Annotated in this window: 24 protein-coding genes; 16 read left to right on the top strand and 8 right to left on the bottom strand. The window is 57.7% G+C overall.

The features are described 5' to 3' along the window. The 3 genes from BI292_RS21030 to BI292_RS21020 form a co-directional block, all read left to right on the top strand. On the top strand, positions 1 to 640 hold a 640-nt coding region (locus BI292_RS21030; protein ID WP_157831288.1), incomplete at its 5' end, for a substrate-binding domain-containing protein. Positions 641 to 726: 86 nt separating this feature from the next. Next, positions 727 to 906, top strand: a complete 180-nt coding sequence (locus BI292_RS21025) for a hypothetical protein (protein WP_101209031.1) — start codon at positions 727 to 729, stop codon at positions 904 to 906. A gap of 13 nt (positions 907 to 919) precedes the next feature. After that, positions 920 to 1,294 (top strand): hypothetical protein, encoded by a 375-nt coding sequence (locus tag BI292_RS21020; RefSeq protein WP_101209030.1) that lies wholly within the window; start codon positions 920 to 922, stop codon positions 1,292 to 1,294. Between the two features lie 49 nt (positions 1,295 to 1,343). Here the strand turns inward: BI292_RS21020 and BI292_RS21015 are convergent, their stop codons facing one another. After that, complete coding sequence (locus BI292_RS21015; RefSeq protein WP_101209029.1) at positions 1,344 to 3,524, bottom strand: TonB-dependent siderophore receptor; 2,181 nt, start codon at positions 3,522 to 3,524, stop codon at positions 1,344 to 1,346. A 308-nt stretch (positions 3,525 to 3,832) separates the two neighbouring features. Here BI292_RS21015 and BI292_RS21010 point away from each other — a divergent pair, with 308 nt between their 5' ends. Together BI292_RS21010 and BI292_RS21005 are read left to right on the top strand one after the other, a co-directional pair. Beyond that, a complete protein-coding gene (locus BI292_RS21010; protein WP_101209028.1) occupies positions 3,833 to 5,542 on the top strand; it encodes an amidase in 1,710 nt (569 codons plus the stop codon). A gap of 281 nt (positions 5,543 to 5,823) precedes the next feature. Then, entirely contained in the window at positions 5,824 to 6,024 is a 201-nt protein-coding gene (locus BI292_RS21005) for a PLD nuclease N-terminal domain-containing protein (RefSeq protein ID WP_092280366.1), read from the top strand. A gap of 150 nt (positions 6,025 to 6,174) precedes the next feature. Here the strand turns inward: BI292_RS21005 and BI292_RS21000 are convergent, their stop codons facing one another. Beyond that, a complete protein-coding gene (locus BI292_RS21000) occupies positions 6,175 to 6,597 on the bottom strand; it encodes a hypothetical protein (RefSeq protein ID WP_101209027.1) in 423 nt (140 codons plus the stop codon). 230 nt (positions 6,598 to 6,827) lie between these two features. Here BI292_RS21000 and BI292_RS20995 point away from each other — a divergent pair, with 230 nt between their 5' ends. The 3 genes from BI292_RS20995 (at position 6,828) to BI292_RS20985 (ending at position 8,546) form a co-directional block, all read left to right on the top strand. Further along, on the top strand, positions 6,828 to 7,121 hold the full coding sequence (locus BI292_RS20995) for a fructose-bisphosphate aldolase (RefSeq protein ID WP_101209026.1): 294 nt from the start codon (positions 6,828 to 6,830) through the stop codon (positions 7,119 to 7,121). A gap of 209 nt (positions 7,122 to 7,330) precedes the next feature. Then, positions 7,331 to 7,831 carry an Hcp family type VI secretion system effector gene (locus tag BI292_RS20990; RefSeq protein ID WP_092280360.1) on the top strand — a complete coding sequence of 167 codons (501 nt, stop codon included), beginning with the start codon at positions 7,331 to 7,333 and terminating at the stop codon, positions 7,829 to 7,831. Next, positions 7,785 to 8,546: a DUF4225 domain-containing protein gene (locus BI292_RS20985; RefSeq protein ID WP_178076608.1), complete on the top strand. Its 762-nt coding sequence runs from the start codon at positions 7,785 to 7,787 to the stop codon at positions 8,544 to 8,546. The genes BI292_RS20990 and BI292_RS20985 overlap by 47 nt, the downstream gene beginning before the upstream one ends. A 61-nt stretch (positions 8,547 to 8,607) precedes the next feature. Here the strand turns inward: BI292_RS20985 and BI292_RS20980 are convergent, their stop codons facing one another. Together BI292_RS20980 and BI292_RS20975 are read right to left on the bottom strand one after the other, a co-directional pair. Further along, positions 8,608 to 9,039, bottom strand: coding sequence for a hypothetical protein (locus BI292_RS20980; RefSeq protein ID WP_101209024.1), 432 nt, complete (start codon positions 9,037 to 9,039; stop codon positions 8,608 to 8,610). 291 nt (positions 9,040 to 9,330) lie between these two features. Next, positions 9,331 to 9,801, bottom strand: a complete 471-nt coding sequence (locus tag BI292_RS20975; protein ID WP_101209033.1) for a GNAT family N-acetyltransferase — start codon at positions 9,799 to 9,801, stop codon at positions 9,331 to 9,333. A 244-nt stretch (positions 9,802 to 10,045) separates the two neighbouring features. Here BI292_RS20975 and BI292_RS20970 point away from each other — a divergent pair, with 244 nt between their 5' ends. The 4 genes from BI292_RS20970 (at position 10,046) to BI292_RS20955 (ending at position 13,741) form a co-directional block, all read left to right on the top strand. After that, entirely contained in the window at positions 10,046 to 11,155 is a 1,110-nt protein-coding gene (locus BI292_RS20970; protein WP_101209023.1) for a DUF6384 family protein, read from the top strand. 40 nt (positions 11,156 to 11,195) lie between these two features. Next, complete coding sequence (locus BI292_RS20965) at positions 11,196 to 12,140, top strand: DUF6384 family protein (protein WP_101209022.1); 945 nt, start codon at positions 11,196 to 11,198, stop codon at positions 12,138 to 12,140. A gap of 57 nt (positions 12,141 to 12,197) precedes the next feature. Next, positions 12,198 to 12,518, top strand: coding sequence for a hypothetical protein (locus tag BI292_RS20960; protein WP_101209021.1), 321 nt, complete (start codon positions 12,198 to 12,200; stop codon positions 12,516 to 12,518). 83 nt (positions 12,519 to 12,601) lie between these two features. Further along, positions 12,602 to 13,741: a merozoite surface protein 3b gene (locus tag BI292_RS20955; RefSeq protein WP_101209020.1), complete on the top strand. Its 1,140-nt coding sequence runs from the start codon at positions 12,602 to 12,604 to the stop codon at positions 13,739 to 13,741. Between the two features lie 149 nt (positions 13,742 to 13,890). Here the strand turns inward: BI292_RS20955 and BI292_RS20950 are convergent, their stop codons facing one another. The 4 genes from BI292_RS20950 to BI292_RS20935 form a co-directional block, all read right to left on the bottom strand. Next, positions 13,891 to 14,439: a cupin domain-containing protein gene (locus BI292_RS20950; protein ID WP_008068184.1), complete on the bottom strand. Its 549-nt coding sequence runs from the start codon at positions 14,437 to 14,439 to the stop codon at positions 13,891 to 13,893. A 539-nt stretch (positions 14,440 to 14,978) separates the two neighbouring features. Further along, on the bottom strand, positions 14,979 to 16,265 hold the full coding sequence (locus BI292_RS20945; protein ID WP_092280352.1) for an FAD-binding oxidoreductase: 1,287 nt from the start codon (positions 16,263 to 16,265) through the stop codon (positions 14,979 to 14,981). Positions 16,266 to 16,317: 52 nt separating this feature from the next. Beyond that, positions 16,318 to 17,808, bottom strand: coding sequence for an aldehyde dehydrogenase (locus BI292_RS20940; RefSeq protein ID WP_101209019.1), 1,491 nt, complete (start codon positions 17,806 to 17,808; stop codon positions 16,318 to 16,320). Positions 17,809 to 18,019: 211 nt separating this feature from the next. Then, positions 18,020 to 19,396, bottom strand: coding sequence for a glutamine synthetase family protein (locus BI292_RS20935; protein ID WP_092280348.1), 1,377 nt, complete (start codon positions 19,394 to 19,396; stop codon positions 18,020 to 18,022). A gap of 280 nt (positions 19,397 to 19,676) precedes the next feature. Between BI292_RS20935 and BI292_RS20925 the strand changes: the two genes are divergently transcribed. The 4 genes from BI292_RS20925 to BI292_RS20910 all read left to right on the top strand — a co-directional run bounded on the left by BI292_RS20925 (position 19,677) and on the right by BI292_RS20910 (position 23,714). After that, a complete protein-coding gene (locus BI292_RS20925) occupies positions 19,677 to 20,438 on the top strand; it encodes a gamma-glutamyl-gamma-aminobutyrate hydrolase family protein (protein ID WP_101209017.1) in 762 nt (253 codons plus the stop codon). Between the two features lie 341 nt (positions 20,439 to 20,779). Next, entirely contained in the window at positions 20,780 to 21,922 is a 1,143-nt protein-coding gene (gene potA, locus BI292_RS20920; protein ID WP_092280342.1) for a polyamine ABC transporter ATP-binding protein, read from the top strand. Next, positions 21,919 to 22,833, top strand: a complete 915-nt coding sequence (locus tag BI292_RS20915) for an ABC transporter permease subunit (RefSeq protein WP_101209016.1) — start codon at positions 21,919 to 21,921, stop codon at positions 22,831 to 22,833. Before potA ends, BI292_RS20915 begins: the two co-directional genes overlap by 4 nt. Then, positions 22,830 to 23,714, top strand: a complete 885-nt coding sequence (locus BI292_RS20910) for an ABC transporter permease subunit (protein ID WP_092280338.1) — start codon at positions 22,830 to 22,832, stop codon at positions 23,712 to 23,714. The genes BI292_RS20915 and BI292_RS20910 overlap by 4 nt, the downstream gene beginning before the upstream one ends. The last annotated feature ends 166 nt before the right edge of the window (positions 23,715 to 23,880 follow it).

Raw genomic sequence — 23,880 nt, 5'->3', positions numbered from 1 at the left:
GCGCGCCTACGACCCATTCGAAGCGTCCGCGCCCAACGCCGAATTGCCGCCGATCGTCAACGCCTGCGAAGTGATTCAGGGCGGCCGCCACCCGACCATCAGCCTCGACAACCGCGCCGCCGCGAAAGCCATGACCGAACACCTGATCAGCCTCGGCCACCGGCGCATCGGCCTGATCAAAGGCCCGAAAAGCAGCCCGCTGACCCGCGAGCGCGTCGCCGGTTATCAGGATGCATTGCGCGACGCCGGCCTCACGTGCGACCCCGAACTGATCTGCCACGGCGACTTCAGTTTGCAGGCCGGCGACGACGGCGCGGCGGCGATGTTGCGATTGCCCGAGCGCCCTACCGCGCTGTTCTGCGAAAACGATGAAATGGCCATCGGCGCGCTGAAGCAGATCAAACAACAAGGCTTGCGCGTGCCCGAAGACGTTTCACTGGTCGGCTTCGACGACATCCCGTTCGCCGCTTACTGCGACCCGCCGCTGACCACCATCACCCAACCCGCCGAAGTCTTCGGCCAGAAAGCCGTGGAAATGCTCATCGCGCTGATCGAGAAGCAGCCGATTGCGCAGCGGCATGTGGTGTTGCCGTTCGAGGTGACGTTGCGCGCGAGCACGGCGCTGGCGCGGGTGAATTAATCCAAATGCAGAAAATTTGAATCCCCTGAAAAACCCAGGGTCACCTATAAGGAGAGCAAGAAGACGACAAAGCAGTGGAGGAATTTATGAGCCTTGCAATGACAATCTTCAGCATGATCGCGGCCTGGATGGCAGTAGCCTTGGCGATGTTGTGGGGAGTGCTGCGAATCGCACGCCGTCATCAACCACCTGTTGCAGTGAGCGTTTATCGCGAACGCCGCGCCCCGATGGCTCGAGGCTGGGCGGTCAGCCTGAGTTCAAATTGATGTACTGGCGCTGATGCACCCGACCACGCCTGACGGGCGTTATTTTGTGGTGAAAGGCCAGTTGTGGCGCTGCAGCAATCCTTCGCTGAGTGAAGCTGAGCGACAAGGTTGGGTCGACGAGCTGATGGCGGCGCGCCGTGAGGTCAAAGCGGCAAAAGCGTCTGGCGATCCGGCGCAGATGAAGGCTGCGCGGGCTCATGTGCAGGCGGCCAAAGTGGCGCTCGGCGAGCGCGGGCCGGTTTGGTGGGCGGACGGTGAGCCTGACTTTAATCGGCGACAGGTGCGCAATACGCCTTATGCGGATTGGTTCGCAGTGATTAGTAGTACCGACTTTCCGCCTGACGAGAAACCCCCTGCCCCGCTTAAAAAAAGAAACCCCGATCAATGACCGGGGTTTCTGAAGTTGCCGCGCTAGCTTGTTAATTCATAACTCTGCATCAAAGCGTCCACTTCAACGAGAACATCACGTTGCGCGGATCGCCATAAGTGCCGCTGCCGCTGGCGGTCGGGATGCCCTGCCAGTATTTCTCGTCAAAGACATTGTTCAGGTTGACCCGCGCGTCCCAGTGCTCGTCGATTTCGTAGCCGGCCATCAGGCCCACCACCGCGTAAGCATCCTGCTCGGCGTGGCCGGTGCCGACGCGGCCGTAGGTCGAACTCTGCCCGAGTACGTTGGCGCCGATGCGAGCCTTTTCCAGGTTGCCCGGCAAGTGGTAGGTGGTCGCGGCTTTGAACAAGTGCTTCGGTTGATTCGGCGCGAACAACTCACCTTTGTCGTAAGTGCGGTCCTTGACGTATTGGCTCAGCACCAAGGTGTACGCCGCCGAGGCTTGCCAGTTAGGGGTGAGTGCGCCGCTGATTTCGGTGTCGATGCCGCGGCTGCGGACTTCGCCGGCGGCTTCGTAGCAGGTGCGGTTGGTGGCGCGGCAGCTCGCCGGTTGATCAGGAATCGCGTAGGCGCGGTTTTCCTGGGTCATGTCGAACAGCGCGACAGAAGCGTTCAAACCGCCGTTGAAGTATTCACCTTTAAGGCCGATTTCGTAGCTCTCGCCGGTCATCGGGTCGAGCACGGCGCCACTGACGTCTTGCTGGGTTTGTGGCTTGAAGATTTCGGTGTAGCTGGCGTAGACCGAGTACGTGTCGTTCAGGTCGTAGATGATGCCGGCGTACGGCGTGACTTCCTGGGTGACTTTGTAGTCGCCGGCGCCCGAGCGGTTGTCGTAGTCGTACCAGCTCAAACGGCTGCCGATGATGACGTGCAACGGGTCGATCGGGTTGAAGCGCGCGGCCGCGTAAATGCCTTGCTCGGTTGCGGTGTTGCGGCTTTCGTAGGGTTGGCGATTGGCGATGTCAGGCTTTTCAATCACGCTGTGATCGAAGTTGTAGATATCGACCGGCGTCGCCGCGTTCCAGAAACCACCCTTCTGATCGAACTTTTCCTGCCGCCGGCTCGCACCAATCGTCAGCTCGTGTTCGCGCCCAAACAATTGGAACGGGCCCGACAGCGAGCCGTCGAGGTTGGTTTGCACGTCGGTGGTGTCGTACTGACCCGAAGACTGGGTAAAACCGCCGCCGGCTGCCGGGTTCAAGTAGCTGGAGAAGGTGTTGGATTCGGCCCAGATCTTCGCGAACGCGAGTTGCGAGGTCCAGCCGTTGTCGAAGCGCGTGGTCAGGTCGGTGAACATCGAAACGCTGTCGCGATCCCAGTAAGCCCAGTCGTTGCTGAGGAACGTCGAGCGCGGCAGGTTCAAGTCTTCGCCATTGCGCCCGGAAGGCAAGCTGCCCCAGTCAGAGGTGGCGTCGTCACGCTGCTTGGAGGCGCCGAGGGTCCACGTGGTCGAGTCGCTCAGGTCCGCTTCCAGCACGCCGTAAAAGGTTTGGCGCTGTTTGTCGCGGACGTCGATGTAGCTTTTGTCGTCTTCATAAGCTGCGACGACGCGACCACGAAGGGTGCCGGCCTCGTTGAGTTTGTTCGAGGCGTCGACTTCAGTGCGGTAGCGATCCCAACTGCCGGCGCTGGTGGTGATGCTCACTTGCGGCGTCGCGGTCGGACGCTTCCGCACCAGGTTCAAGGTTGCCGAGGGGCTACCGGCGCCGGTCATCAGGCCCGTCGCGCCGCGCACCACTTCGACGCGGTCGTACATCGCCAGGTCGGCGCCGGTAATGGTGTCGAGCGTGAAGGTGCTGAGGCTGGTCGGCAGGCCGTCGTACATCAGGTTATCGATGGTGAAACCGCGCGCGAGAAACTGCTGACGGTCGCCGCCGAACTTGCGCAGGGTCAGGCCGGGCGCGTATTTGACCACGTCGTTGACGTCGTTCATGCCCTGGTCATCCATGCGCTGGCGCGTGATGACGCTGACCGATTGCGGGGTCTGGCGAATCGACAACGGCAGTTTGGTCGCGGTGGTCATCGCGCCGGTGGTGTAGGAGCCGGTGCCTTCGGTGGTGGAGCTGCCAGCGATGCCCGCTTCGGCGTTGATGTTCACATTCCCGAGGGTCAACTGGCCTGCGCCATCTTGGGGTTTTGGCGGTTCCGTCGGTGGGGTCTCGGCCATGACAACCGCGGAAAAGCTGAGCGCCAGGGCACCGGTGAACGTGGGTGTGAACGAACGAAGCATCTCGAAGATCCTGCAAAGGGAAAGGAGACGTATCGACTTTGCAGGCCAACCTTCAGGCGTGAGGCGCTTGATGCAGGGCAAAGGGTTTACGCTTTGCCCGGCATATTAACGAATCATTCTCATTTGTGAACAGCAATTGTTAACAAATGCGACAGTTTTGTATCTTCATGTGACACAACTTTCTCTGCCCTCACGGCGCTGCCTCTATTGCGCGGCTTGGTGTTAAATAGCGCACTGAGATTTCCCGGACGCTGGCACCCCACGCGGTGCACCCGTCCCTTTACGAACAGCCAATTTGAGAGAACAACATGATCGAGGTCACCGAGGTTTCCATTGCCGAGCTGCGCGCTGCGCTCGAATCGGGCCAGACCACGGCGGTTGAGTTGGTGCAGGCCTATCTGGCGCGAATCGACGCCTACGATGGCGCCGACACCGCCACTGCCCTCAATGCCGTGGTGGTGCGCAACCCCGAAGCCCTCAATGAGGCAAAAGCGGCCGACGCCCGTCGCGCCAAAGGTCAAACGCTGGGCCCGCTCGATGGCATTCCCTACACAGCCAAGGACAGCTATTTGGTCAAAGGTTTGACCGCCGCCTCGGGCAGCCCGGCGTTCGCGGATCTGGTCGCCTATCGCGATGCGTTTACCGTCGAACGCCTGCGCGGCGCCGGGGCGATTTGCCTGGGCAAAACCAACATGCCGCCGATGGCCAATGGCGGCATGCAGCGCGGGGTCTATGGCCGCGCCGAGAGCCCGTACAACGCCGATTACCTCACTGCGCCTTTTGCCTCCGGCTCATCGAATGGCGCCGGCACAGCCACCGCTTCCAGTTTCGCGGCATTCGGTCTGGCGGAAGAAACCTGGTCCAGCGGTCGCGGCCCGGCCTCCAACAATGGCCTGTGCGCCTACACGCCATCGCGCGGGGTGATTTCGGTGCGCGGCAACTGGCCGTTGACGCCGACCATGGACGTGGTCGTGCCGTTCGCCCGGACCATGGCCGACCTGCTGGAAGTGCTGGATGTGGTGGTCGCCGAAGACACCGAAACCCGTGGCGACTTGTGGCGCATGCAGCCGTGGGTGCCGATCCCGAGCGTGGCTTCGGTGCGCCCGGTGTCGTACGCCGAACTTGCCGCGAAACCCGAAGCGCTGGCCGGCAAACGTCTCGGTGTGCCGCGCATGTACATCAACGCCGACGCTGACGCAGGCACCTCCGAGGCGCCGGGCATCGGCGGCCCGACGGGGCAGCGGATCAACACGCGCGAGTCGGTCATCGCCCTGTGGAAACAGGCTCGTCAGGCGCTCGAAGCGGCTGGTGCTGAAGTGGTTGAAGTCGACTTTCCGCTGGTGTCCAACTGCGAAGGCGATCGTCCGGGCGCGCCGACCGTGTTCAATCGCGGCATCGTGTCCAAGGAGTTTTTGCACCACGAGTTGTGGGACCTGACGGCGTGGGCGTTTGATGATTTCCTGCAGGCCAACGGTGATCCGAAACTGAACCGTCTGGCCGACGTCGATGGCCCACTGATCTTCCCGCACGACCCCGGCACCCTGCCCAATCGCGAGGGCGACTTGGCGGCGGGCATGGACGAATACGTGCGCATGGCCGAGCGCGGCATCACCCCGTGGGACCAGATCAGCACCGTGCCGGACGGCCTGCGCGGACTGGAGCAGACGCGCAAGCTGGATTTGGAAGACTGGATGGATCGGCTGGGACTGGACGCGGTGTTGTTCCCGACGGTGGCCGATGTCGGGCCGGCGGATGCGGATGTGAATCCTGCGTCGGCGGACATTGCCTGGAGCAACGGGGTTTGGGTGGCCAACGGTAATTTGGCGATCCGCCATTTGGGCGTGCCAACGGTGACTGTGCCGATGGGTGTGATGGCAGATATTGGCATGCCGGTCGGGCTGACGTTTGCCGGGCGTGCTTACGATGATTCGGTGTTGTTACGGTTGGCTGCAGCGTTTGAGGCGACCGGGTCAAAACGCCAGATTCCGCCGCGTACCCCGGCTCTTTCCGCTGGCTAAACACACATCTGCAGCAATATAAACACCCTGTGGCGAGGGGGCTTGCCCCCGTTCGACTGCGCAGCAGTCGCAAAATCATTGCCCGCGGTGCAACTGACGCTCCGCAGTTGCATGTATCAGGGCCGCTGCGCGACCCAACGCGGGCAAGCCCGCTCGCCACAGGGTTGAGGTTGTCTTGGGGGATTTGCTTTCCTATCCCCGAAACTCGCGCTCAATTCACAAATTTAATGAACCCTGCCCGCCTTCGCCTACCTAACGACATGACACTCAGGAGGTGGCTAATGCAAATCGAATACGTCTGGATCGCGCTCGCGGCAGTACTGGTAATTATTGAATTGTGGGCAATCAACAAAGTGATCAAGAGCGGCAGCAAGGTCGACAACAAAGGCGTGTGGATCGTCGTGATCGTGTTTGTGCCACTGTTTGGCCTGATCGCCTGGGCACTCGCCGGGCCGAAACACAGCACCCACCGTGCGCAATAGCCGAAGCACATAAAAAACAGCCCCGTTAACCCGGGGCTTTTTTATGCCTGCTCAAATCTTTCCGCGAATATCAAACCTGTGGCGAGGGGGCTCGCCCCCGTTGGGTCGCGCAGTGGCCCCAAAACCTCCCGCCACCCTCACCATCCCTGCCTACTTCTGCGCCTCACACTGACTGCGCAAATCACTGTCACGAATATTGCCGCAGCTCTGACCGTTCTGCTTCGCCGCGCACAGCGCACGCTGGTCATTGTCGGAAATATTGCCGCAGGAACCGCCGTTCATCTCGGCAACACACGCCGCTTTCAAATCTGAATCCCGGATATTGCCGCAGCTCTGGCCATTGTTTTTCGCCATACAGTAAGCGCGCTGGTCGTTGTCGCTGATGTTGCCGCAGGAGCCGCCATTCATCTCGGCAACACACGCCGCTTTCAAATCCGAATTCTGGATATTGCCGCAGCTCTGGCCATTGTTTTTCGCCATGCAGTAAGCGCGCTGATCGTTGTCAGCAATGTTGCCGCAACTGGCGAAAGCGTAACCACTGAACATCAATAAAACGGCAAGGACTAGTCTCATTTCACACTTCCATGATTGACCAGGAACAGCCTGGCACTGCTTTAACTGCATTTCTGAGCGCCGCGAAAGGCTATCAGATTGACATCAGCCGCAGGAGAAGTTCCGGTGGCGGGGCTCAGGTGATGATGGTTTTTTGCGCGCCAGGGAAATACGTTTCGATACCGGTGAGATTGCTTAAATCAACGTCTGAAAATCTTGTAGGAAAACAGCCTGTGCAATGAGGGAGCCCCATGACAAATGAAAACCCGCCCCGCCGTTTCACCCCAATGTCCCAACTCGCAACCGACTACCCTGTGCTCCACATCGACGCCAACGCGCCCATTCGGGAACTGCACAACTGCCTCAGCAAACGCCTCAACGCCGTGCTCAAATACCTCAACCTCATGGCCTGCACCAGCCTCCCCGACTACGCCGAAAACGACATCAACACCGTCACCAACATCGCGCGGATTTTGCTCCAGGATATCAACGACGTATTTCGCGTGATTGAGCAGCGTGGGTTTGATGAACCAAAACCGAAGTAACTAAATTCAAGTCATAAAAAACCCGCAGCTTTGCGGGTTTTTTGCGTGCATGCGTTAATCATGGGCAACTTCTGTAGTCGGATTATCCGAGTGAACGTAGGACGGTTCTGTTTTCCATCTCAACAATCAACTCAACAGATAAACCCCATAAACTCCTGTCTCCGAGCATCTCTTGATACACGATGATCACCCACTAAAAGGATATATTCGTGGCGAGCATTAGTTACATGAGCATAACGGGCAACAGACAAGGTCTGATTTCCGCCGGTTGTTCCAGCATCAGTTCTATTGGCAACAAATGCCAAATCGGCCATGAAGATGAAATCATGGTGCTGGCCTACTCGCACAACATGATCGCGGGCAACGATGGCGGAACGTCAAATGGGCGGGGTCAACACATGCCCATCATGATCACCAAAAACATTGATAAAGCCTCACCACTGTTGGCAACCGCCTTGCATGAACAAGAAGAAGTCGACTGCATCATCAACCTCTACAGAACATCCCCGGCCGGCGGCCAGGATAAATACTATTCAATCAAACTGACCGGCGCACGAGTTGCCCACATCACACTGCAAGTCCCCCACGCCCTCCATATGAATGAAGCCCAGCCTCAAGAACTGGTTTCCATCAGATACCGCGATATCAGCTGGACACATATCCATGCAGGCACAAGCGCATACAGTACTTGGGGCAACCAGAGTGAATGAGTCAACGTGCGACATCCATGACGTAACAAGAGCCGCGTCAGACCTGATCGCGTTCGGTTGCACACTGGGCGCGACTCAGTTTTTCGATAGCTTTATGCAGATTCAATTCAGTTCGATTGTTTCTTCTTACGCGAATGAAATAATCGCCGCGGTAGACGAAGGAATTATAAGTGCGCAGGAGGCGTTACGAGAAATTAGATTGGAATACGCGGAGCTTTCTTCGAAAGCGCTTTTTTATGCTCAAAACGGTGTGGGTGTATTAGCAGGAGTAATGCAAGTGCAGACCGGCACTTCATTACTCAAAAATTCTAGAGGAATTAATTTCCTTGCCGGCGGCGCCTACATCGCTCATGGAAGTAATAACATCTACGAGGGATTAGGAAATATTTACAATGGCCCGCAAGCGCCCGGTGTTGTTGGCCCGATCCGAAAAGGTTATCAAACAATTAACGGCGACGTCTCCAAAGGAAATATCACCTATTATTCAACTGACTTAGCGCTATCGATCTACGGCATTCTCAGAACTGTACGGAAAAAGAAATCCATAGAATTTTTCCACATAGATCCGTTGAATTATGAGCACGCCTATAAGCAAACGGGAATGCTATCCCTGGTATTTGAAGGACTTATTGATGCAATAACAATTAAGTCCATAAACGACGAACTGTCATTAAAGAATGAGTTTCCAATCAAACAAGATACTGATGACAAATAAAAATTAACTGCGAAAGAGCATATCGATTCCCGATAGAAGCGAACACACTCAGCCTTGTAGCTCATCGTCGACGAGGGGACCCAAGCTTAATTTTGAATCTGATAAATAAAGTTGATATTAAAACGATGAATACCAAGTAGGTTACAACCATATGCATGGCCTCACCCAAGGAAACAAATTCTTCAACAAATGCCATAATGAAAAATGTAGACAGCATCGAACCACCCACCATGTCAAAATATACAACAAACAACGGTGACTTTTTAGGAGGCTCTGAAAGCCCTGTCAAATTAGCCTTTAGCGCTGGCATATAATAAAGATAATGCATAACTCCGAATACCAGAAAAATCAAGAGTGTCATGGCTTGCAGAATAATTCCTTCGAGAGGTACAAGTTTTCTGAGCAACCAGATAAAGAAAATTGTATAAACCCAGCAGAGGATAAGCGACAAGGAAAACAAAACAACTGCATCCACAGTATTTTTTATACGCACGAATTTATTCTCATAATATTGAAATTAATATTCCCCACAAGCAAAATACAAACTCTAAACACAACATCTCGCTACGCCGCTAAATTTTAACCTCAATTGATTTGTGTAATGCAGAAAAAACCCTCATCTCTGCAATATCAGAATGGTCTTACAGAATTATCCTGCTAATCGCACACGCCCATGCTACCCAAAGGACATGTATGTAAGATATTTCGCTTTTGAAAGTATTAACCACTAAAAAAAGCGACAGATCAGTTCATTAAAATCGTTCTATAATCTTTTCGCATCAACTTAATCTACGAGCTCTTTCACCATTGGCACACAAGCTAACCGAAGCCCAGAAGGCGAATGGTAAATAGACACTTCCTGGCCAACGTATCCGCATCTGCGATAGAAGCCTGCCGCATTTAAAGTTGCGTCCAGTTTCACCTCGGTTAGCCCCAGATCCCGCGCCAGTGCTTCCAGATGATTGAGGATTTTCAGGCCGATCCCGTGCCCCATGAACTCCGGCAATACAAAGATTGCCCCAATCTCCCTGCCCTCCAGATCCAGCACTCCGGTCGCCACAGGCTCACCCTTCACACATCCCAGATAAAAATACTTATCCATCAAAACGTCGTAACCATCCTCGGCAGCGCCAGCCGTCCAGGCCAGCATCTGTTCTGCGGTATACGCACCGATACATTGATGGCGGATCGCGCGAAGGCGTATATCGAATGCTACTTGGGCATCGCTGTGTACGGCACGTCTGATGTCGAACATCTCAATCTCCATTAACCATCCGTGGACGGAGAACTAAAAAGCCCCGTCCATTGCTGGCGGGGCCTTGGGTAACTACATGGGGCGATAGTGTTTGGTACGCGGTGGCTTGTCAAATCAGCGACATTGCGCGCCCGCACAACTCGCTGATCGTTTATGGCATCAGCTTCATCACGCACGCACTTTCGATTTTGGCTTCGGTATACTGCGCCGCGCACGCCGAGCCGCGACATGGAAAGGACACCCGATGAGCAGCATTTCACTCTCCGAACAGATGGGCGCAATGGCCTTCGTCGATGAGTTGCGCCATCAGCAAAAGCAGGTTCAGGAACACCTCGATCTGCCCCGCCGCCGCGCTGAAATCGCAGCCCACATCCGCGCCTATTACTTGAGCAATCAAATTGCATTTGACGATGCTCTGATCGAGCAAGGCGTGCGTCAGGTGTTCGCTCACCGGTTGATGTTCGAAGCGCCGCCGCTCAACGGCTTCGATGAATGGCTGGTCAAGAAACTTGGTCAGCGTGGCGGAACGCAGTCATCGGGCCGCTTGATTTTATTCACGGCAGTTGCCTTGGCAGTGGGCGGGTGGTGGCTGATACCAGGCCCCGACACCCCGGTTTACAGCCGGGCAAAGATCGCCGAGGTCTCGGCTGCAGCCATGGAAGAACGCGAAGAACGCCAACGTCTTTATACGATCGCGGAAAAGCATCGGAGGGAGTTGGCAACGCTCCAGCGCAGGAATGTCCAGCAGCCGACGCCGAATGTCAGCGGGTTACTCAAGCGTGCGCAGGATTTGCTCCCCGCCAATGATATACGCGCCGACGTCGGCAGCACTGCGCCGGTGAGTGCCGCCAACCTGCCGGACATCGAGGCGCAGGCCAATGCGTTTAAGCAAGAGAGGTACGTAATAAGCCGAGCCCTTTACGAAGCTGAAACCAGCATGCTGTTCGCTCGAGGCATTCTGGATGTTCGTGAACGGGTCAAGGAGATGTTGCAAGACCCGCAGCGCGCCGCGGTGGCAGCGCAACTCAGCGATCTGAATGGACGCTTGGCGGAGCTTGATGAGCAGTTGGAACACGTCCGCAGCCATGCGAGCAGCGACGCCGCGCAGTCAACCTATTGGGAGCTTGAAAAGGATCTATACCCTTCCGAGCTTTTGGCGCTGCAAATCTCGCGTGCCAACAGGCTGATAAGTCGCAAGAATTCCAGGGCCGTGCCGCAAGAAATACTTGAGGAGTTGGAGATGAACATGGAGGCCATCCAGGCAGATCTCGCCAAGGGTGATGCAAATGCTGCCGAGAAAAAAATCAGTCATGTGAATAAAAGACTGAAGGCCTCCGGATACTGGTCCAAATAAAAGCCACCGTGCGCTCCAAGAACATCACCAAGGACACCTGATGAGCAGCGTTCCACTCTCCGAGCAGCTAATGGCGATGGCGTTCGTCGACCGACTGCGCCATGAGCAGAAGCAGGTGCAGGAGCACCTCGACCTGCCCCGGCGCCGGGCGGAGATTGCCGAGCGTATCCGTGGCTATTACCTGAGCAACAACATCGCTTTTGACGATGATTTGATCGAGCAAGGTGTTCGCCAGTTTTTCGCCCGTCGGTTGATGTTCGAGGCGCCACCGCTCAAGAGATTCGACGCCTGGCTGGTCAAAAATCTCGCCAATCGTACGGTCAGACCCGATGACGCGAGCGCACTGCATCCCGGGTGCTGGATTGCAATTGTGGCTCTGATGTTGGGTGCCATGCTGTTGGCTGATCACTTCGATCCGGCTGGCGTGCCGCATGCGCCGGTCAGTGTTCTCGCTGAAGCGGCTGCACGCCACAGCGAAAAAAGCTATGACTTGAATATGACTTTAGAGACGAGGCGCACCTTGCTGGCGACTTTGCTCAAAAGCAACACCGAGGCCCCGGACGCGAACGTCACCCGCCTGCTTACTCGCGCTCAGCAGGCGCTGCCGGTGGATGACTTGGACGAAGCGCTGGCAATCGGCAGGCGGATCACGGCGGACAATGCCAATGAAGCTGAATTGCAACTGGCCGCACTCAAGGAAGAACAACAGGCAGTCTCCGAAGCGCTGTCGCAAACCAGTGCAGACCTGAAATCCGCCAGCGCGATTATTTGGATGCGCCAGGGGATCCGCGAGGTGCGCCAGAACCCGAAATCGGCGGCGGCGCTTGCGCGATCAAGCGATTTGCAGCAGCGTCTGGATCTTCTCGAACAGCAACTTGAACGCCTGGACAACGAGAAGGACTACCAGCAAACGTTTTTTGCTTACAGCAATTTTTACCGAGACGTGATCAATACCATCGCTGGCGTGGCAGTCCAGAAACAATGACTGGCTATGCAACGGTGATTATCAGCCATCCCGACAGGATGCCGAACGGGTAAAACCATGAACTACGCCATCGACAAAAATGCGCCTGACGTCAGCGACCAATCGCCTAAACGCGGTGCTGTCCCGAGCGCAAAAGACTACGAAGATATCCGCCAGGAATGCCGGGAAAAACTGCTCGCCTACAACAACAGTCAGGCGTACGTCTTCCTGCGCAAGCGCGGGTATGGCACCGATCAGTACCGCCACAATTTTTTTCAGCGCTGGCTCGACGGGTTGTTGGCGAAGCGGATCAACTACGCGACCAATCGCCAGAATGAATTGATGCTGCTGGCGATGCAGGCGCGTAACGAGGAGCTGTATGGCAAACGTGCCGTCTGAACTGAGCCGCCGCACGGCTTGACCGAACGTTATACTCGCCCTCGCCTCACTCCAGCAGCGTAACCATCACGAAAGGACACTCGATGAGCAACTACCTTGAACGGGCACTCACTGGCCTACGCAGCATCGGCATCAATCTCTTTCAACCCGTTCAGGATGCGCCGGTCTTGGTTTTGCTGGACCGGGTGGCTCAGTACGACACCACCAAAGTCACCTCCATTGCATCGGTGCTGCAACAGTCAACCGCCTTCAACAGCATGGTCCGCGAGCAAATTGAGGGCATGGATATCTCCACCCGATTCATGGACATCACTCGCAGTTTCACCTCGATTCGCGAAGACGCCGCGGCGATGGCCGGCTGGATGGAAGACGGTCGGCTCGACACTCTGGAAAAGCTCAAGCTGAGCTGGATGAAACTGCGTCGGGGCTCGATTCCCGATCGTTTCAACGACATTCGCCAGAATTATCTGAAAGTGTGCAAATCGGCCAACGACCAAATCGCTAGAGAAACGGTGATTCTGGAGTCGTACATGGACTTTCGAATGGCCATGAAAGCCGCTGAAGTCGACGCTCAAGAAGTCCTCGCCCTCGCCGGCCAGGCGCTGGAACAGCGCACTCACGCACTCAACGCTGCCAATACCGAAGTAGCCGTTGCCGATAATCAAGAGCCAGCCCGTCGCGCAGCGCTGGAATTGCGCCGCGACGAAGCCGTGCGCGCGTTGCAGGATGAAGACAAGCGCTACCAGATCGTCAAGGACATCGCAGATGACCTCAAGGTTGGCTACAACACTGCCGAAATGGTTTTCGCCCGGATCAATCAAGTGCATGTGATCAAGGAACGCCAATATCAGCGCATGGTGTCGTTCTTCTCGACCAACGAGGTCGTGTTGACCGGACTGGCCGTTTCGTTCACCAGCACCAGCGGCTTGGCCGAAGCCACTGAAACGCTCAACGCGACGACCGAAGGCATCAGTCAAGGTGTGGAAGCATTAGGCGCGAGCGCCAACGCGCAATTGGCTGCAGCGGTCAAAGCCAGCTACGGGTCAACCATAAGGGTCGATTCGGTGCGCGCCTTGGCCGATGCGACGCTGAGTTTCCAGACCGATATGCTTGCCCTGACCGAGGCTTATCGCAGCGAATCGAGCAATGCCGCCCGGGATATCGCCGATGCCGTTGAAGATGCCAAGCGCAAATTTGCAGCGCTGCTGAGCAAGGTGGCTTGAGATGTTCCAGACTTGGCGGACTGGACGTTGATTGTTACGGAGGGTGGCAGGTAAAACAAACCCGCAGTGCTGCGGGTTTGTTGGAGACGATGTCTTAGAGCACGCGCTGGTTCTTCGTGGATGGCGCGGATCAACATTCCTTCTCGATATCAGAAGTTAGCCGGCGTATTCGCGCTGATAATTTCCGCTTCATCCTGGCCAATATTGCGAAACCGGTGCGGCAGTGTCGTTGGGAAGTAATACCCATCTCCGGCGTTCAACACGCTGATCTGCCCATCCACGGTCAACTCCACCGTCCCGCGCGTCACCAGCCCGCACTCCTCGCCTTCGGCGTGAACGATGGGTTCTTCGCCCGAGCTCGCGCCCGGCGCGTATTGCTCGCGCAGCAAGCGCATCTGCCGGCTCGGCACGGAAGCGCCGATCAGCAGCAATCGCAGGCCATGACGGCCGAGATCCGGTTGTTCATTGGCGCGGAACACGTATTGGTGCTCGCGCGGCGGCTGGTCGAAGGTGAAGAAGTCCGCGAGGGACATGGGGATGCCTTCGAGCAGTTTTTTCAGTGAGCTGACGGAGGGGCTGACGCGATTCTGTTCGATCAGGGAGATGGTGGCATTGGTGACGCCGCTACGCCGGGCCAGCTCGCGCTGGGACAGTTTGTAGCTTTCGCGTACTAATTTGAGTCGTGAGCCCGTGTCCATGACAGCCTTATGTGTGAACGACTTAAGGGGTTATGGGGGTGGATGGCGGGCGACTTTTGGCCGCGAGGTACGCCGCTTCCCTGTCCCAGAAACGTGAAAGGCGGGTATTAAATCACGTTTGCGGGTGTTGCTCAGCAGGTTCGATGGGTGGGGGGTAAAAAAGCCTGGCGGGGTTGGGTCAGGTCGCGATTGCGGTGGCTCGGGCGGGATTGATGGTGACTGATAGGGCCCCATCGCGAGCAGGCTCACTCCTACAGTTTGACCGTGGCTGGGCACAGATTTTTGGTTGGCAGAAATCCTGTAGGAGCTGAGCTTGCTCGCGATGGCGGTGGGTCAGGTGACAGCAGTTCTGACTGTACCGCCATCTTCGCGAGCAAGCTTCGCTCCTACAGTTTGACCGTGGCTGGGCGCAGTTTTTTTGTCTGGCAGAAATCCTGTAGGAGCTGAGCTTGCTCGCGAAAGCGGTGGGTCAGGTGACAGCAGTTCTGACTGTACCGCCGTCTTCGCGAGCAAGCTCAGCTCCTACAGAGGTTGGGTGGTCAGATGCCGAAGCGGTCGCGCAGGGCGTAGTAGGCGGCGCCCATGGCGGTGAGTGGGGCCTGGAAGGTGCGGCCGCCGAGCATCGGCATGTGCGGCAGCGAGGCGAAGGCGTCGAAGCGTTCGGCGTCGCCGCGGATCATTTCCGAGATCAATTTGCCGGCCAGGTGTGAGCACGTCACGCCGTGGCCGCTGTAGCCTTGCATGTAGTAGGCGTTTTTCTCGATGCGGCCGAATTGCGGCATGCGTGACATGGTCAGCAGGAAGTTGCCGGTCCAGCGGTAGTCGATTTTCACGTCCTTCAACTGCGGGAAGGTCTTGAGGATTTTCGGCTTGATCAACTGCTCGATGTCGTCCGGCTCGCGCGCGCCGTAGACCACGCCGCCGCCGTACAGCAAGCGGTTGTCGGCAGTGAGGCGGTAGTAATCGAGCAGGTAATTGCAGTCTTCAACGCAGTAATCGTTTTTGATCAGGCTGCGTGCGACTTGCTCGGACAGCGGTTCGGTGACGACGATTTGCGAGCCGCAGGGCATGCTTTTACGCGTCACGCGGTTGTCGAGGTCTTGCGGCAAATAGGCGTTGCCGGCGATCAGCAAATACTTGGCGCGGACCAGGCCTTTGGCGGTGCGCACGGTGATCGGCTCGCCGTAGGTGATTTCCACCGCTGCCGACTGTTCGTAGATTTTGCCGCCCAGGCCGATGATCGCCGAGGCTTCACCGAGCGCCAGGTTTAGCGGATGAATATGGCCACCCTGCATGTCGAGCAAACCGCCGACGTAGTTGTCGCAACCGACTTCGCGCTGGATATCCGCCGCGTCGAGCATTCGCAGGTTTTTGTTGCCGTAGCGTTCCCAACTGCTTTTCTGCTCGGCCAAACCTTTGAGTTGCTTTTTGTTCAGCGCGGCGAAAATGCCACCGGGCTTGTAGTCGCACTGGATGTCGTAGTGCTGGATGCGCTGACGGATGATGTCGGCGCCTTCGAAAATCATGCTGCCGAGGACTTCGGCGGTCTTGTCGCCGTAGCGTTCTTCGATCACATCAACGTCGCGGCTGTACGAGTTGACCAGTTGCCCGCCGTTGCGACCGCTGGCGCCGAAGCCGACTTTGGCGGCTTCGAGCACGGTCACGCTGTAGCCCGCTTCGGCGAGGAACAGCGCCGAGGACAAACCGGTGTAACCGGCGCCGATCACGCAGACGTCGCAGTCCACTGCTTGTTCCAGCACCGGGAATTCACCGGTGAAATTGCGGGTGGCGGCGTAGTAGCTGTTTACATGTGTGGTGTGTTTCATAAAGTTCTCCGATGGCCGTCGGAAATCGCCGGCGGCCGCCGTTGTAGAGGTGTCAGAGCTTGATCCAGGTCGCTTTGAGTTCGGTGTATTTGTCGAACGCGTGCAGCGATTTGTCCCGACCATTACCCGACTGCTTGAACCCGCCAAACGGCGCGGTCATGTCGCCGCCGTCGTACTGATTGACCCAGACGCTGCCGGCGCGCAAACCACGGGCGAAGGTGTGGGCCTTGCTCAGGTTGCTGGTCCACACGCCCGCCGCCAGACCGAAGATGCTGTCGTTGGCAATCGCCAGCGCTTCATCGAAGGTGTCGAAGGTGATCAGCGACAGCACCGGGCCGAAGATTTCTTCCTGGGCGATGGTCATGGCGTTGGTCACGCCGTCGAAAATCGCCGGTTCCACGTAGAGGCCACCGGTGCTTTCGAGGGTGCGGCTGCCGCCCGCGATCAGTTGCGCGCCTTGGTCCTTGCCAACCTGGATGTAGCGCAAAACGTTGTCCAATTGGCGCTGATCGACGACCGCGCCGACGGTGGTTTGCGGGTCGAGTGCGTGCCCCGGTTTCCACGCTTGCAGCGCCTCGACCAGCAGCGGAATGAACTGCTCGCGGATCGAACGCTCGACCAGCAACCGCGAACCGGCGGTGCAGACTTCGCCCTGGTTGAAAGCAATCGCGCCCGCTGCCGCTTGTGCTGCCGCGCGCAAATCCGGCGCGTCGGCGAACACCACGTTTGGACTCTTGCCCCCTGCTTCGAGCCAGACGCGTTTCATGTTGCTTTGCCCTGCGTAGATCAGCAGTTGCTTGGCGATCGCGGTCGAGCCGGTGAAGGCCAGCACGTCGACGTCCATGTGCAACGCCAACGCCTTGCCGACGGTGTGGCCGTAGCCTGGCAGGACGTTGAACACGCCTTTCGGAATGCCCGCGTCCAGTGCCAACTGCGCGATGCGGATCGCGGTCAGCGGGGATTTTTCCGACGGTTTGAGGATGAACGAGTTGCCCGCCGCGAGCGCCGGGGCGAACTTCCAACTGGCCATGATCAACGGGAAGTTCCACGGCACGATAGCGGCGACCACGCCCCCAGGCTCACGGGTGATGAGGCCGAGTTGGTCGTGCGGTGTGGCGGCGACTTCGTCGTAGATTTTGTCGATCGCCTCGGCGCTCCAGCGGATCGCGTTGGCGGTCGCCGGGATGTCGATGCTCATCGAGTCGCTGATCGGTTTGCCCATGTCGAGGGTCTCGAGCAGCGCCAATTCTTGCTGATTGGCGAGGATCAGATCGGCGAATCGAATGAGGATTGTTTTGCGCTCGGCGGGTGCGAGGCGCGCCCACACGCCGGACTCGAAGGTCCGCCGCGCGACGGCGACGGCGGCGTTGGCGTCGGCTTCGTCGGTGCTGGCGACATTGGCCAGGAAGCGGCCGTCAACCGGGCTGATGCATTCGAAATTGTCACCGCTGAGTGCATCACGGTATTGGCCGTCGATAAATGCCCGACCTTCGATGGATAAAGACTGAAAGCGTTGCTCCCAGTCACTGCGAGTGTTTGTCATTGTTGTGACTCGACGCGGGGGAATGAGTGATCGTTGGGACATGGCGTGTCAGGTGATTGCAGTGGTGATAGCGCGGCCGTCATCGCGGGCAAGCCTTGCTCCTACGGGTTTGTGTCGGGCACAGAAATTGTGCACGTCGCAAAACTGTAGGAGCAAAGCTTGCTCGCGATGAGGCCATCACATCCAACATCAAACCCAACAGCCCACCCCGTTAAACGGTGTGCAAATACCAGTTGTACTCAAGGTCGGAGATGGAGTTCTCGAACTCGGCCAGCTCGCTTTCCTTGCACGCGACGAATACGTCGATGTACAGCGGGTCGATGTACTTGGCCATGACTTCGCTGTCGTCGAGCTCGCGCAATGCGTCGCGCAGGTTGTTCGGCAGGCTCTGCTCGTTCTGCTCGTAGCTGTTGCCTTCAACCGGGGCGCCGGGCTCGATCTTGTTGGTCAAGCCGTGGTGAATCCCGGCCAGCACCGAGGCCATCAGCAAGTACGGGTTGGCATCGGCACCGGCCACGCGATGCTCGATGCGCACAGAGTCCGGCGAACCGGTTGGCACGCGCACCGCCACGGTACGGTTGTCGATGCCCCAGCACGGCGAGTTCGGCACATAAAACTGTGCGCCGAAGCGACGGTACGAATTGACGTTCGGGCAGAGGAAAGCCATCTGCGCCGGCAGGGTCTCGAGCACACCGCCGATCGCGTGGCGCAGCGCGGCGTTCTGCTCGGGATCCTCGCTGGCAAAGATGTTGTTGCCTTCCTTGTCGAGAATCGAAATGTGCACGTGCAAACCATTGCCCGCCTGGCCCGGATACGGCTTGGCCATAAACGTGGTGTCCATCTCGTGGTCGTAGGCGATGTTCTTCACCAGACGCTTGAGCAGCACCGCGTAGTCGCAGGCTTTGATCGGGTCGTTGACGTGATGCAGGTTGACTTCGAACTGCGCCGGGGCGCTTTCCTTGACGATCGCGTCGGCAGGAATGCCCTGCTCTTTCGCGCCTTCAAGGATGTCTTGCAGGCAATCGACGTACTCGTCGAGGTCATCGATCAAATACACCTGAGTCGACACCGGGCGCTTGCCCGAAACAGGCGAGCGCGGCGACTGCGGACGACCGTTGACGTTGTCCTGATCGATCAAATAGAACTCAAGCTCGAACGCCGCACAGATGGTCAGGCCCATTTCATCGAATTTGCGCACCACATTCGCGAGAACTTCACGTGGGTCGGCGAAAAACGGTTGGCCTTCGAGTTCGTGCATGGTCATCAGCAATTGCGCGGTTGGGCGCTTCTGCCAGGGCTCGATGCTCAGGGTGTCGGGGATGGGGTAGCAGATTCGGTCTGAGTCGCCGATGTCCAGACCCAGGCCGGTGCTTTCCACCGTAGAACCGTTGATGTCCAGGGCAAACAGCGACGCCGGGAGGTTGATGCCTTTTTCGTAAACCTTATGAAGACTGGTGCGTTCGATGCGCTTGCCGCGCACCACACCGTTCATATCCGCAATCAGAAGGTCGACGTACAAAACCTCAGGATATTTCTTAAGGAATGCGTTTGCTTCGTTGAGTTGAACGGTACGCAGAGGGACCGACATGATGCACCTATTAGCTGTTAATTATTATGTTCACTGCCTTGTTGCGAGCTCAGTCAATCCGAAAGGCAAAGTGAAGTCAATAGCGAACACTTGGCCTTTCAACCTTTATTTTCGGGCCTTTTATGGGCACGAGAGTGCCAATCAAGGCGCCAGACCCGCGCAAATCCTAAGCATCGGACGGTCGGCGTTTAGAATTTTTTACATGAGAGTTGTTAATTAAAATCAACAAGGCTAAGCTCCGGAAAAGCTCGTTCAAGTGTGAAACTTCGAGGTGATAAAAATGGCATTCAAGCCATTGATCGGCGTTACAGCGTGCGTCAAACAGATTGGCCCGCACCCCTACCACGTCAGCGGCGACAAGTACTTGCGTGCTGTCAGCGTCGCGGCTTTGGGGTTGCCCGTGGTCATTCCTTCTCTGGGCCAAGTGACTGAAATCGACGACCTGCTCGCGCAGCTCGACGGTTTGTTGCTGACCGGCTCACCGTCCAATGTCGAACCCTTCCACTATCAAGGCCCCGCCAGTGCTCCGGGCACGGATCATGATCCGGCGCGGGACGCCACTACCCTTCCTTTATTGCGTGCAGCGATTGCCGCCGGTGTTCCGGTGCTGGGCATTTGCCGTGGCTTTCAGGAAATGAACGTGGCGTTCGGCGGCAGCCTGCATCAGAAGGTCCATGAGCTGCCCGGCATGCTCGATCACCGCGAGGCGGACAGTCCCGAGTTGGCGGTGCAATACGCACCGGCCCATGCGGTGGCGGTGCAGCCCGGCGGCGTGTTCGAAGCGCTGGAGTTGCCGGCCGAATTTCAGGTCAACTCGATTCACAGCCAAGGCATTGATCGCCTGGCGCCGGGCCTGCGCTGCGAGGCAGTGGCGCCGGACGGTTTGATCGAGGCGATTTCGGTCGTGGACAGCCAGGCCTTTGCGCTCGGCGTGCAATGGCACCCGGAATGGCAGGTGCTGGACAACCCTGCTTATTTGAGAATTTTCCAGGCGTTTGGCGACGCGTGCCGGCAACACGCGGCGCTGCGTAAAAAACGCTGACGACTTAAACCCTCATCCATCGATTTAACTGCCCCTGTGAACGGGCGGGTGCGCCGACGCGCGCTGCTTCTTCACGCGTAAAAAACGCAACAAGACAACAACAAGCACCACCAGGCAGCCAGGATGGCGGCGCCGAATAAGCCCAAGCGGTATGGATTACCCCTGTAGGAGCAAAGCTTGCTCGCGATGGCGGTCGAACATTCAACATTGATGTCGATTGCCAGGCCCTCATCGCGAGCAAGCTTTGCTCCTACAAGGGACATCCGTACCGGCAGGGCTTGCAATCAACTATTAAGTCAGGCCGCGTTGGCCCGACGACTGAAACCTGTTGGGAGTTTCAAATGGCAAACGCCTCCAGCACTTACAGGAAGGCTCTTGAAGGTCATCAGGCACCGAAAAAGGTCTTGGTGAAAATCGATCGCGTGACCAAGAAGTTCGACGAAACCGTTGCCGTGGACGACGTGTCCCTGGAAATCCATCAGGGCGAAATCTTCGCCCTGCTCGGTGGTTCCGGCTCGGGCAAATCGACCCTGCTGCGCATGCTCGCAGGCTTCGAGCGACCAACCGAAGGGCGGATTCTGCTCGACGGCGTCGACATCACCGACATGCCGCCGTACGAGCGGCCGATCAACATGATGTTCCAGTCTTACGCGCTGTTCCCGCACATGACGGTGGCGCAGAACATTGCCTTCGGCCTCAAGCAGGATCGTTTGTCCGCCAGCGAAATCGACGCCCGCGTCGAAGAAATGCTGCGTCTGGTGCACATGACCCAATACGCCAAACGCAAACCCCATCAGTTGTCCGGCGGCCAGCGCCAGCGCGTCGCCCTCGCCCGCTCGCTGGCGAAACGGCCAAAGCTGTTGCTGCTCGACGAACCGATGGGCGCGCTGGATAAAAAACTCCGTTCGCAGATGCAACTTGAGCTGGTGCAGATCATTGAGCGGGTCGGCGTGACCTGCGTAATGGTTACGCACGACCAGGAAGAAGCCATGACCATGGCCGAGCGCATCGCGATCATGCACCTCGGCTGGATCGCGCAGATCGGCAGCCCGGTAGACATTTACGAAGCGCCGGTCAGCCGCATGGTCTGCGAATTCATCGGTAACGTGAACGCCTTCGACGGCACCGTGGTCGAGGACCTGGAAGGTCACGCGATCATCCACAGCCCGGACCTGGAACAGAAGATTTACGTCGGCCACGGCGTCAGCACCTCGGTGCAGGACAAGTCGATCACCTACGCCATCCGCCCGGAAAAAATGCTCGTCAGCACCACCCAACCGGAATTTCGCTACAACTGGTCCCGCGGCAAGGTCCACGACATTGCCTACCTCGGCGGCCACTCGGTGTTCTACGTTGAACTGCCGGGCGGCAAAATCGTGCAGTCGTTCATGGCCAACGCCGAACGGCGCGGCGCGCGTCCGACCTGGGACGATCAGGTCTACGTGTGGTGGGAAGACGACAGCGGCGTGGTACTGCGCTCATGAAAACCTTCAATCAGCAATTCCTCAGACTGGTCCCCAGCGGGCGCAAAGTGGTGATCGGGATTCCGTTCATCTGGCTGTTCCTGTTCTTCATGTTGCCGTTCTTCCTGGTGATGAAAATCAGCTTTTCGGAAGCGGCGCTGGCGATCCCGCCGTACTCGGAGATCTACACTTTCGCCGAGCAGAAATTCGAACTGCTGCTGAACCTCGGCAACTACAGCCTGCTGACCCAGGATGAGCTGTATGTCTCGGCGTACCTCGGCTCGTTGAAAGTCGCGCTGCTGAGTACGTTGATGTGCCTGGTGATCGGTTTTCCGATGGCCTACGCAATCACCAAAGCGAGCAAGGAAACACAAAACGTCCTGCTGCTGTTGATCATGATGCCGACCTGGACCGCGATCCTGATCCGCGTTTATGCGTGGATGGGCATCCTCAGCAACAACGGTTTGCTCAACGCGCTCCTGATGTGGACCGGGCTGACCTCGGCACCGATCGAGATCCTCAACACCAACACTGCGGTGTACATCGGCGTGGTTTACGCCTACCTGCCGTTCATGGTGTTGCCGCTCTACGCCAACCTCGTCAAGCACGACAACAGCTTGCTGGAAGCTGCATCGGACCTGGGTTCGAGCAACTTCAACAACTTCTGGAAAATCACCGTGCCGCTGGCCAAGAACGGCATCATCGCCGGTTGCATGCTGGTGTTCATTCCGGTGGTCGGCGAGTTCGTGATTCCAGAACTGCTGGGCGGCCCGGAAACGCTGATGATCGGGCGTGTGCTGTGGCAAGAGTTCTTCAATAACCGCGACTGGCCGGTAGCGTCCGCGCTGGCGGTGGTGATGCTGTTAATCCTGATTGTGCCGATTCTGCTGTTCAACCGCAGCCAGGCCAAAGAGATGGAGGCACGGGGATGAAACGCTTCGGATTTTCTAAGTTCATGCTGATTTTCGGCCTGTCGTTTATCTACCTGCCGATGCTGATTCTGGTGATCTACTCGTTCAACGCCTCGAAACTGGTGACGGTTTGGGGCGGCTGGTCGATCAAGTGGTACGTCGGTTTGCTCGACAACACGCAACTGATGGGCTCAGTGTTGCGCTCGCTGGAAATTGCCTTTTACACCGCGATTGCGGCGGTGGCGCTGGGCACGCTGGCGGCGTTTGTGCTGACGCGGGTTACCCGGTTCAAGGGTCGCACGCTGTTCGGCGGGCTGGTGACGGCGCCGCTGGTAATGCCGGAAGTGATCACCGGTCTGTCGCTGTTGCTGCTGTTTGTGGCGATGGCGCAGATGATCGGCTGGCCGATGGAACGCGGCATCGTCACCATCTGGATTGCCCACACCACGTTCTGCGCAGCGTATGTGGCGGTGGTGGTCTCGGCGCGTTTGCGTGAGCTGGATCTGTCGATTGAAGAAGCGGCGATGGACCTTGGCGCGCGGCCATTGAAGGTGTTCTTTTTGATCACTATTCCGATGATCGCGCCGTCGCTGGCGGCGGGCGGGATGATGTCGTTTGCGCTGTCGCTGGATGATCTGGTGTTGGCGAGTTTCGTTTCCGGGCCGGGTTCGACGACGCTGCCGATGGAGGTGTTTTCGGCGGTGCGTCTGGGCGTGAAACCTGAGATCAACGCGGTGGCGAGCCTGATTCTGTTGGCGGTGTCGATCGTTACGTTCATGGTCTGGTACTTCAGCCGCCGCGCCGAAGCCAACCGCAAACGCGCGATCCAGGAAGCGATGGACCAGACGGCCAATGAGTCGTGGACACAACCCAACAGCCAAAGAGCCGGAGCAACGGCCTAAGGTCGCTGCTGATCAGTCAAGTGAACACAAACCCTGTGGCGAGGGGGCTTGCCCCCGTTCGGCGGCGAAGCCGTCGTAAAACCAGTGAACGCGGTGTCCTTGGTACACCTCGGTTGCAGGTTTGGGGGCCGCTTCGCGACCCAACGGGGGCAAGCCCCCTCGCCAC

The organism is Pseudomonas sp. 43NM1 (genome assembly GCF_002836905.1).
Lineage (GTDB): Bacteria > Pseudomonadota > Gammaproteobacteria > Pseudomonadales > Pseudomonadaceae > Aquipseudomonas > Aquipseudomonas prosekii.
This window is presented reverse-complemented; position numbering and strand designations above follow the sequence as displayed.

Bases quoted from the DNA above. Each gene is read 5' to 3' on its own strand.
- BI292_RS21025 (WP_101209031.1), top strand. From the start codon at position 727: ATGAGCCTTGCAATGACAATCTTCAGCATGATCGCGGCCTGGATGGCA.
- BI292_RS21020 (WP_101209030.1), top strand. From the start codon at position 920: ATGCACCCGACCACGCCTGACGGGCGTTATTTTGTGGTGAAAGGCCAG.
- BI292_RS21015 (WP_101209029.1), bottom strand. From the start codon at position 3,524: ATGCTTCGTTCGTTCACACCCACGTTCACCGGTGCCCTGGCGCTCAGC.
- BI292_RS21010 (WP_101209028.1), top strand. From the start codon at position 3,833: ATGATCGAGGTCACCGAGGTTTCCATTGCCGAGCTGCGCGCTGCGCTC.
- BI292_RS21005 (WP_092280366.1), top strand. From the start codon at position 5,824: ATGCAAATCGAATACGTCTGGATCGCGCTCGCGGCAGTACTGGTAATT.
- BI292_RS21000 (WP_101209027.1), bottom strand. From the start codon at position 6,597: ATGAGACTAGTCCTTGCCGTTTTATTGATGTTCAGTGGTTACGCTTTC.
- BI292_RS20995 (WP_101209026.1), top strand. From the start codon at position 6,828: ATGACAAATGAAAACCCGCCCCGCCGTTTCACCCCAATGTCCCAACTC.
- BI292_RS20985 (WP_178076608.1), top strand. From the start codon at position 7,785: ATGCAGGCACAAGCGCATACAGTACTTGGGGCAACCAGAGTGAATGAG.
- BI292_RS20975 (WP_101209033.1), bottom strand. From the start codon at position 9,801: ATGTTCGACATCAGACGTGCCGTACACAGCGATGCCCAAGTAGCATTC.
- BI292_RS20970 (WP_101209023.1), top strand. From the start codon at position 10,046: ATGAGCAGCATTTCACTCTCCGAACAGATGGGCGCAATGGCCTTCGTC.
- BI292_RS20965 (WP_101209022.1), top strand. From the start codon at position 11,196: ATGAGCAGCGTTCCACTCTCCGAGCAGCTAATGGCGATGGCGTTCGTC.
- BI292_RS20960 (WP_101209021.1), top strand. From the start codon at position 12,198: ATGAACTACGCCATCGACAAAAATGCGCCTGACGTCAGCGACCAATCG.
- BI292_RS20955 (WP_101209020.1), top strand. From the start codon at position 12,602: ATGAGCAACTACCTTGAACGGGCACTCACTGGCCTACGCAGCATCGGC.
- BI292_RS20950 (WP_008068184.1), bottom strand. From the start codon at position 14,439: ATGGACACGGGCTCACGACTCAAATTAGTACGCGAAAGCTACAAACTG.
- BI292_RS20945 (WP_092280352.1), bottom strand. From the start codon at position 16,265: ATGAAACACACCACACATGTAAACAGCTACTACGCCGCCACCCGCAAT.
- BI292_RS20940 (WP_101209019.1), bottom strand. From the start codon at position 17,808: ATGACAAACACTCGCAGTGACTGGGAGCAACGCTTTCAGTCTTTATCC.
- BI292_RS20935 (WP_092280348.1), bottom strand. From the start codon at position 19,396: ATGTCGGTCCCTCTGCGTACCGTTCAACTCAACGAAGCAAACGCATTC.
- BI292_RS20925 (WP_101209017.1), top strand. From the start codon at position 19,677: ATGGCATTCAAGCCATTGATCGGCGTTACAGCGTGCGTCAAACAGATT.
- potA (WP_092280342.1), top strand. From the start codon at position 20,780: ATGGCAAACGCCTCCAGCACTTACAGGAAGGCTCTTGAAGGTCATCAG.
- BI292_RS20915 (WP_101209016.1), top strand. From the start codon at position 21,919: ATGAAAACCTTCAATCAGCAATTCCTCAGACTGGTCCCCAGCGGGCGC.
- BI292_RS20910 (WP_092280338.1), top strand. From the start codon at position 22,830: ATGAAACGCTTCGGATTTTCTAAGTTCATGCTGATTTTCGGCCTGTCG.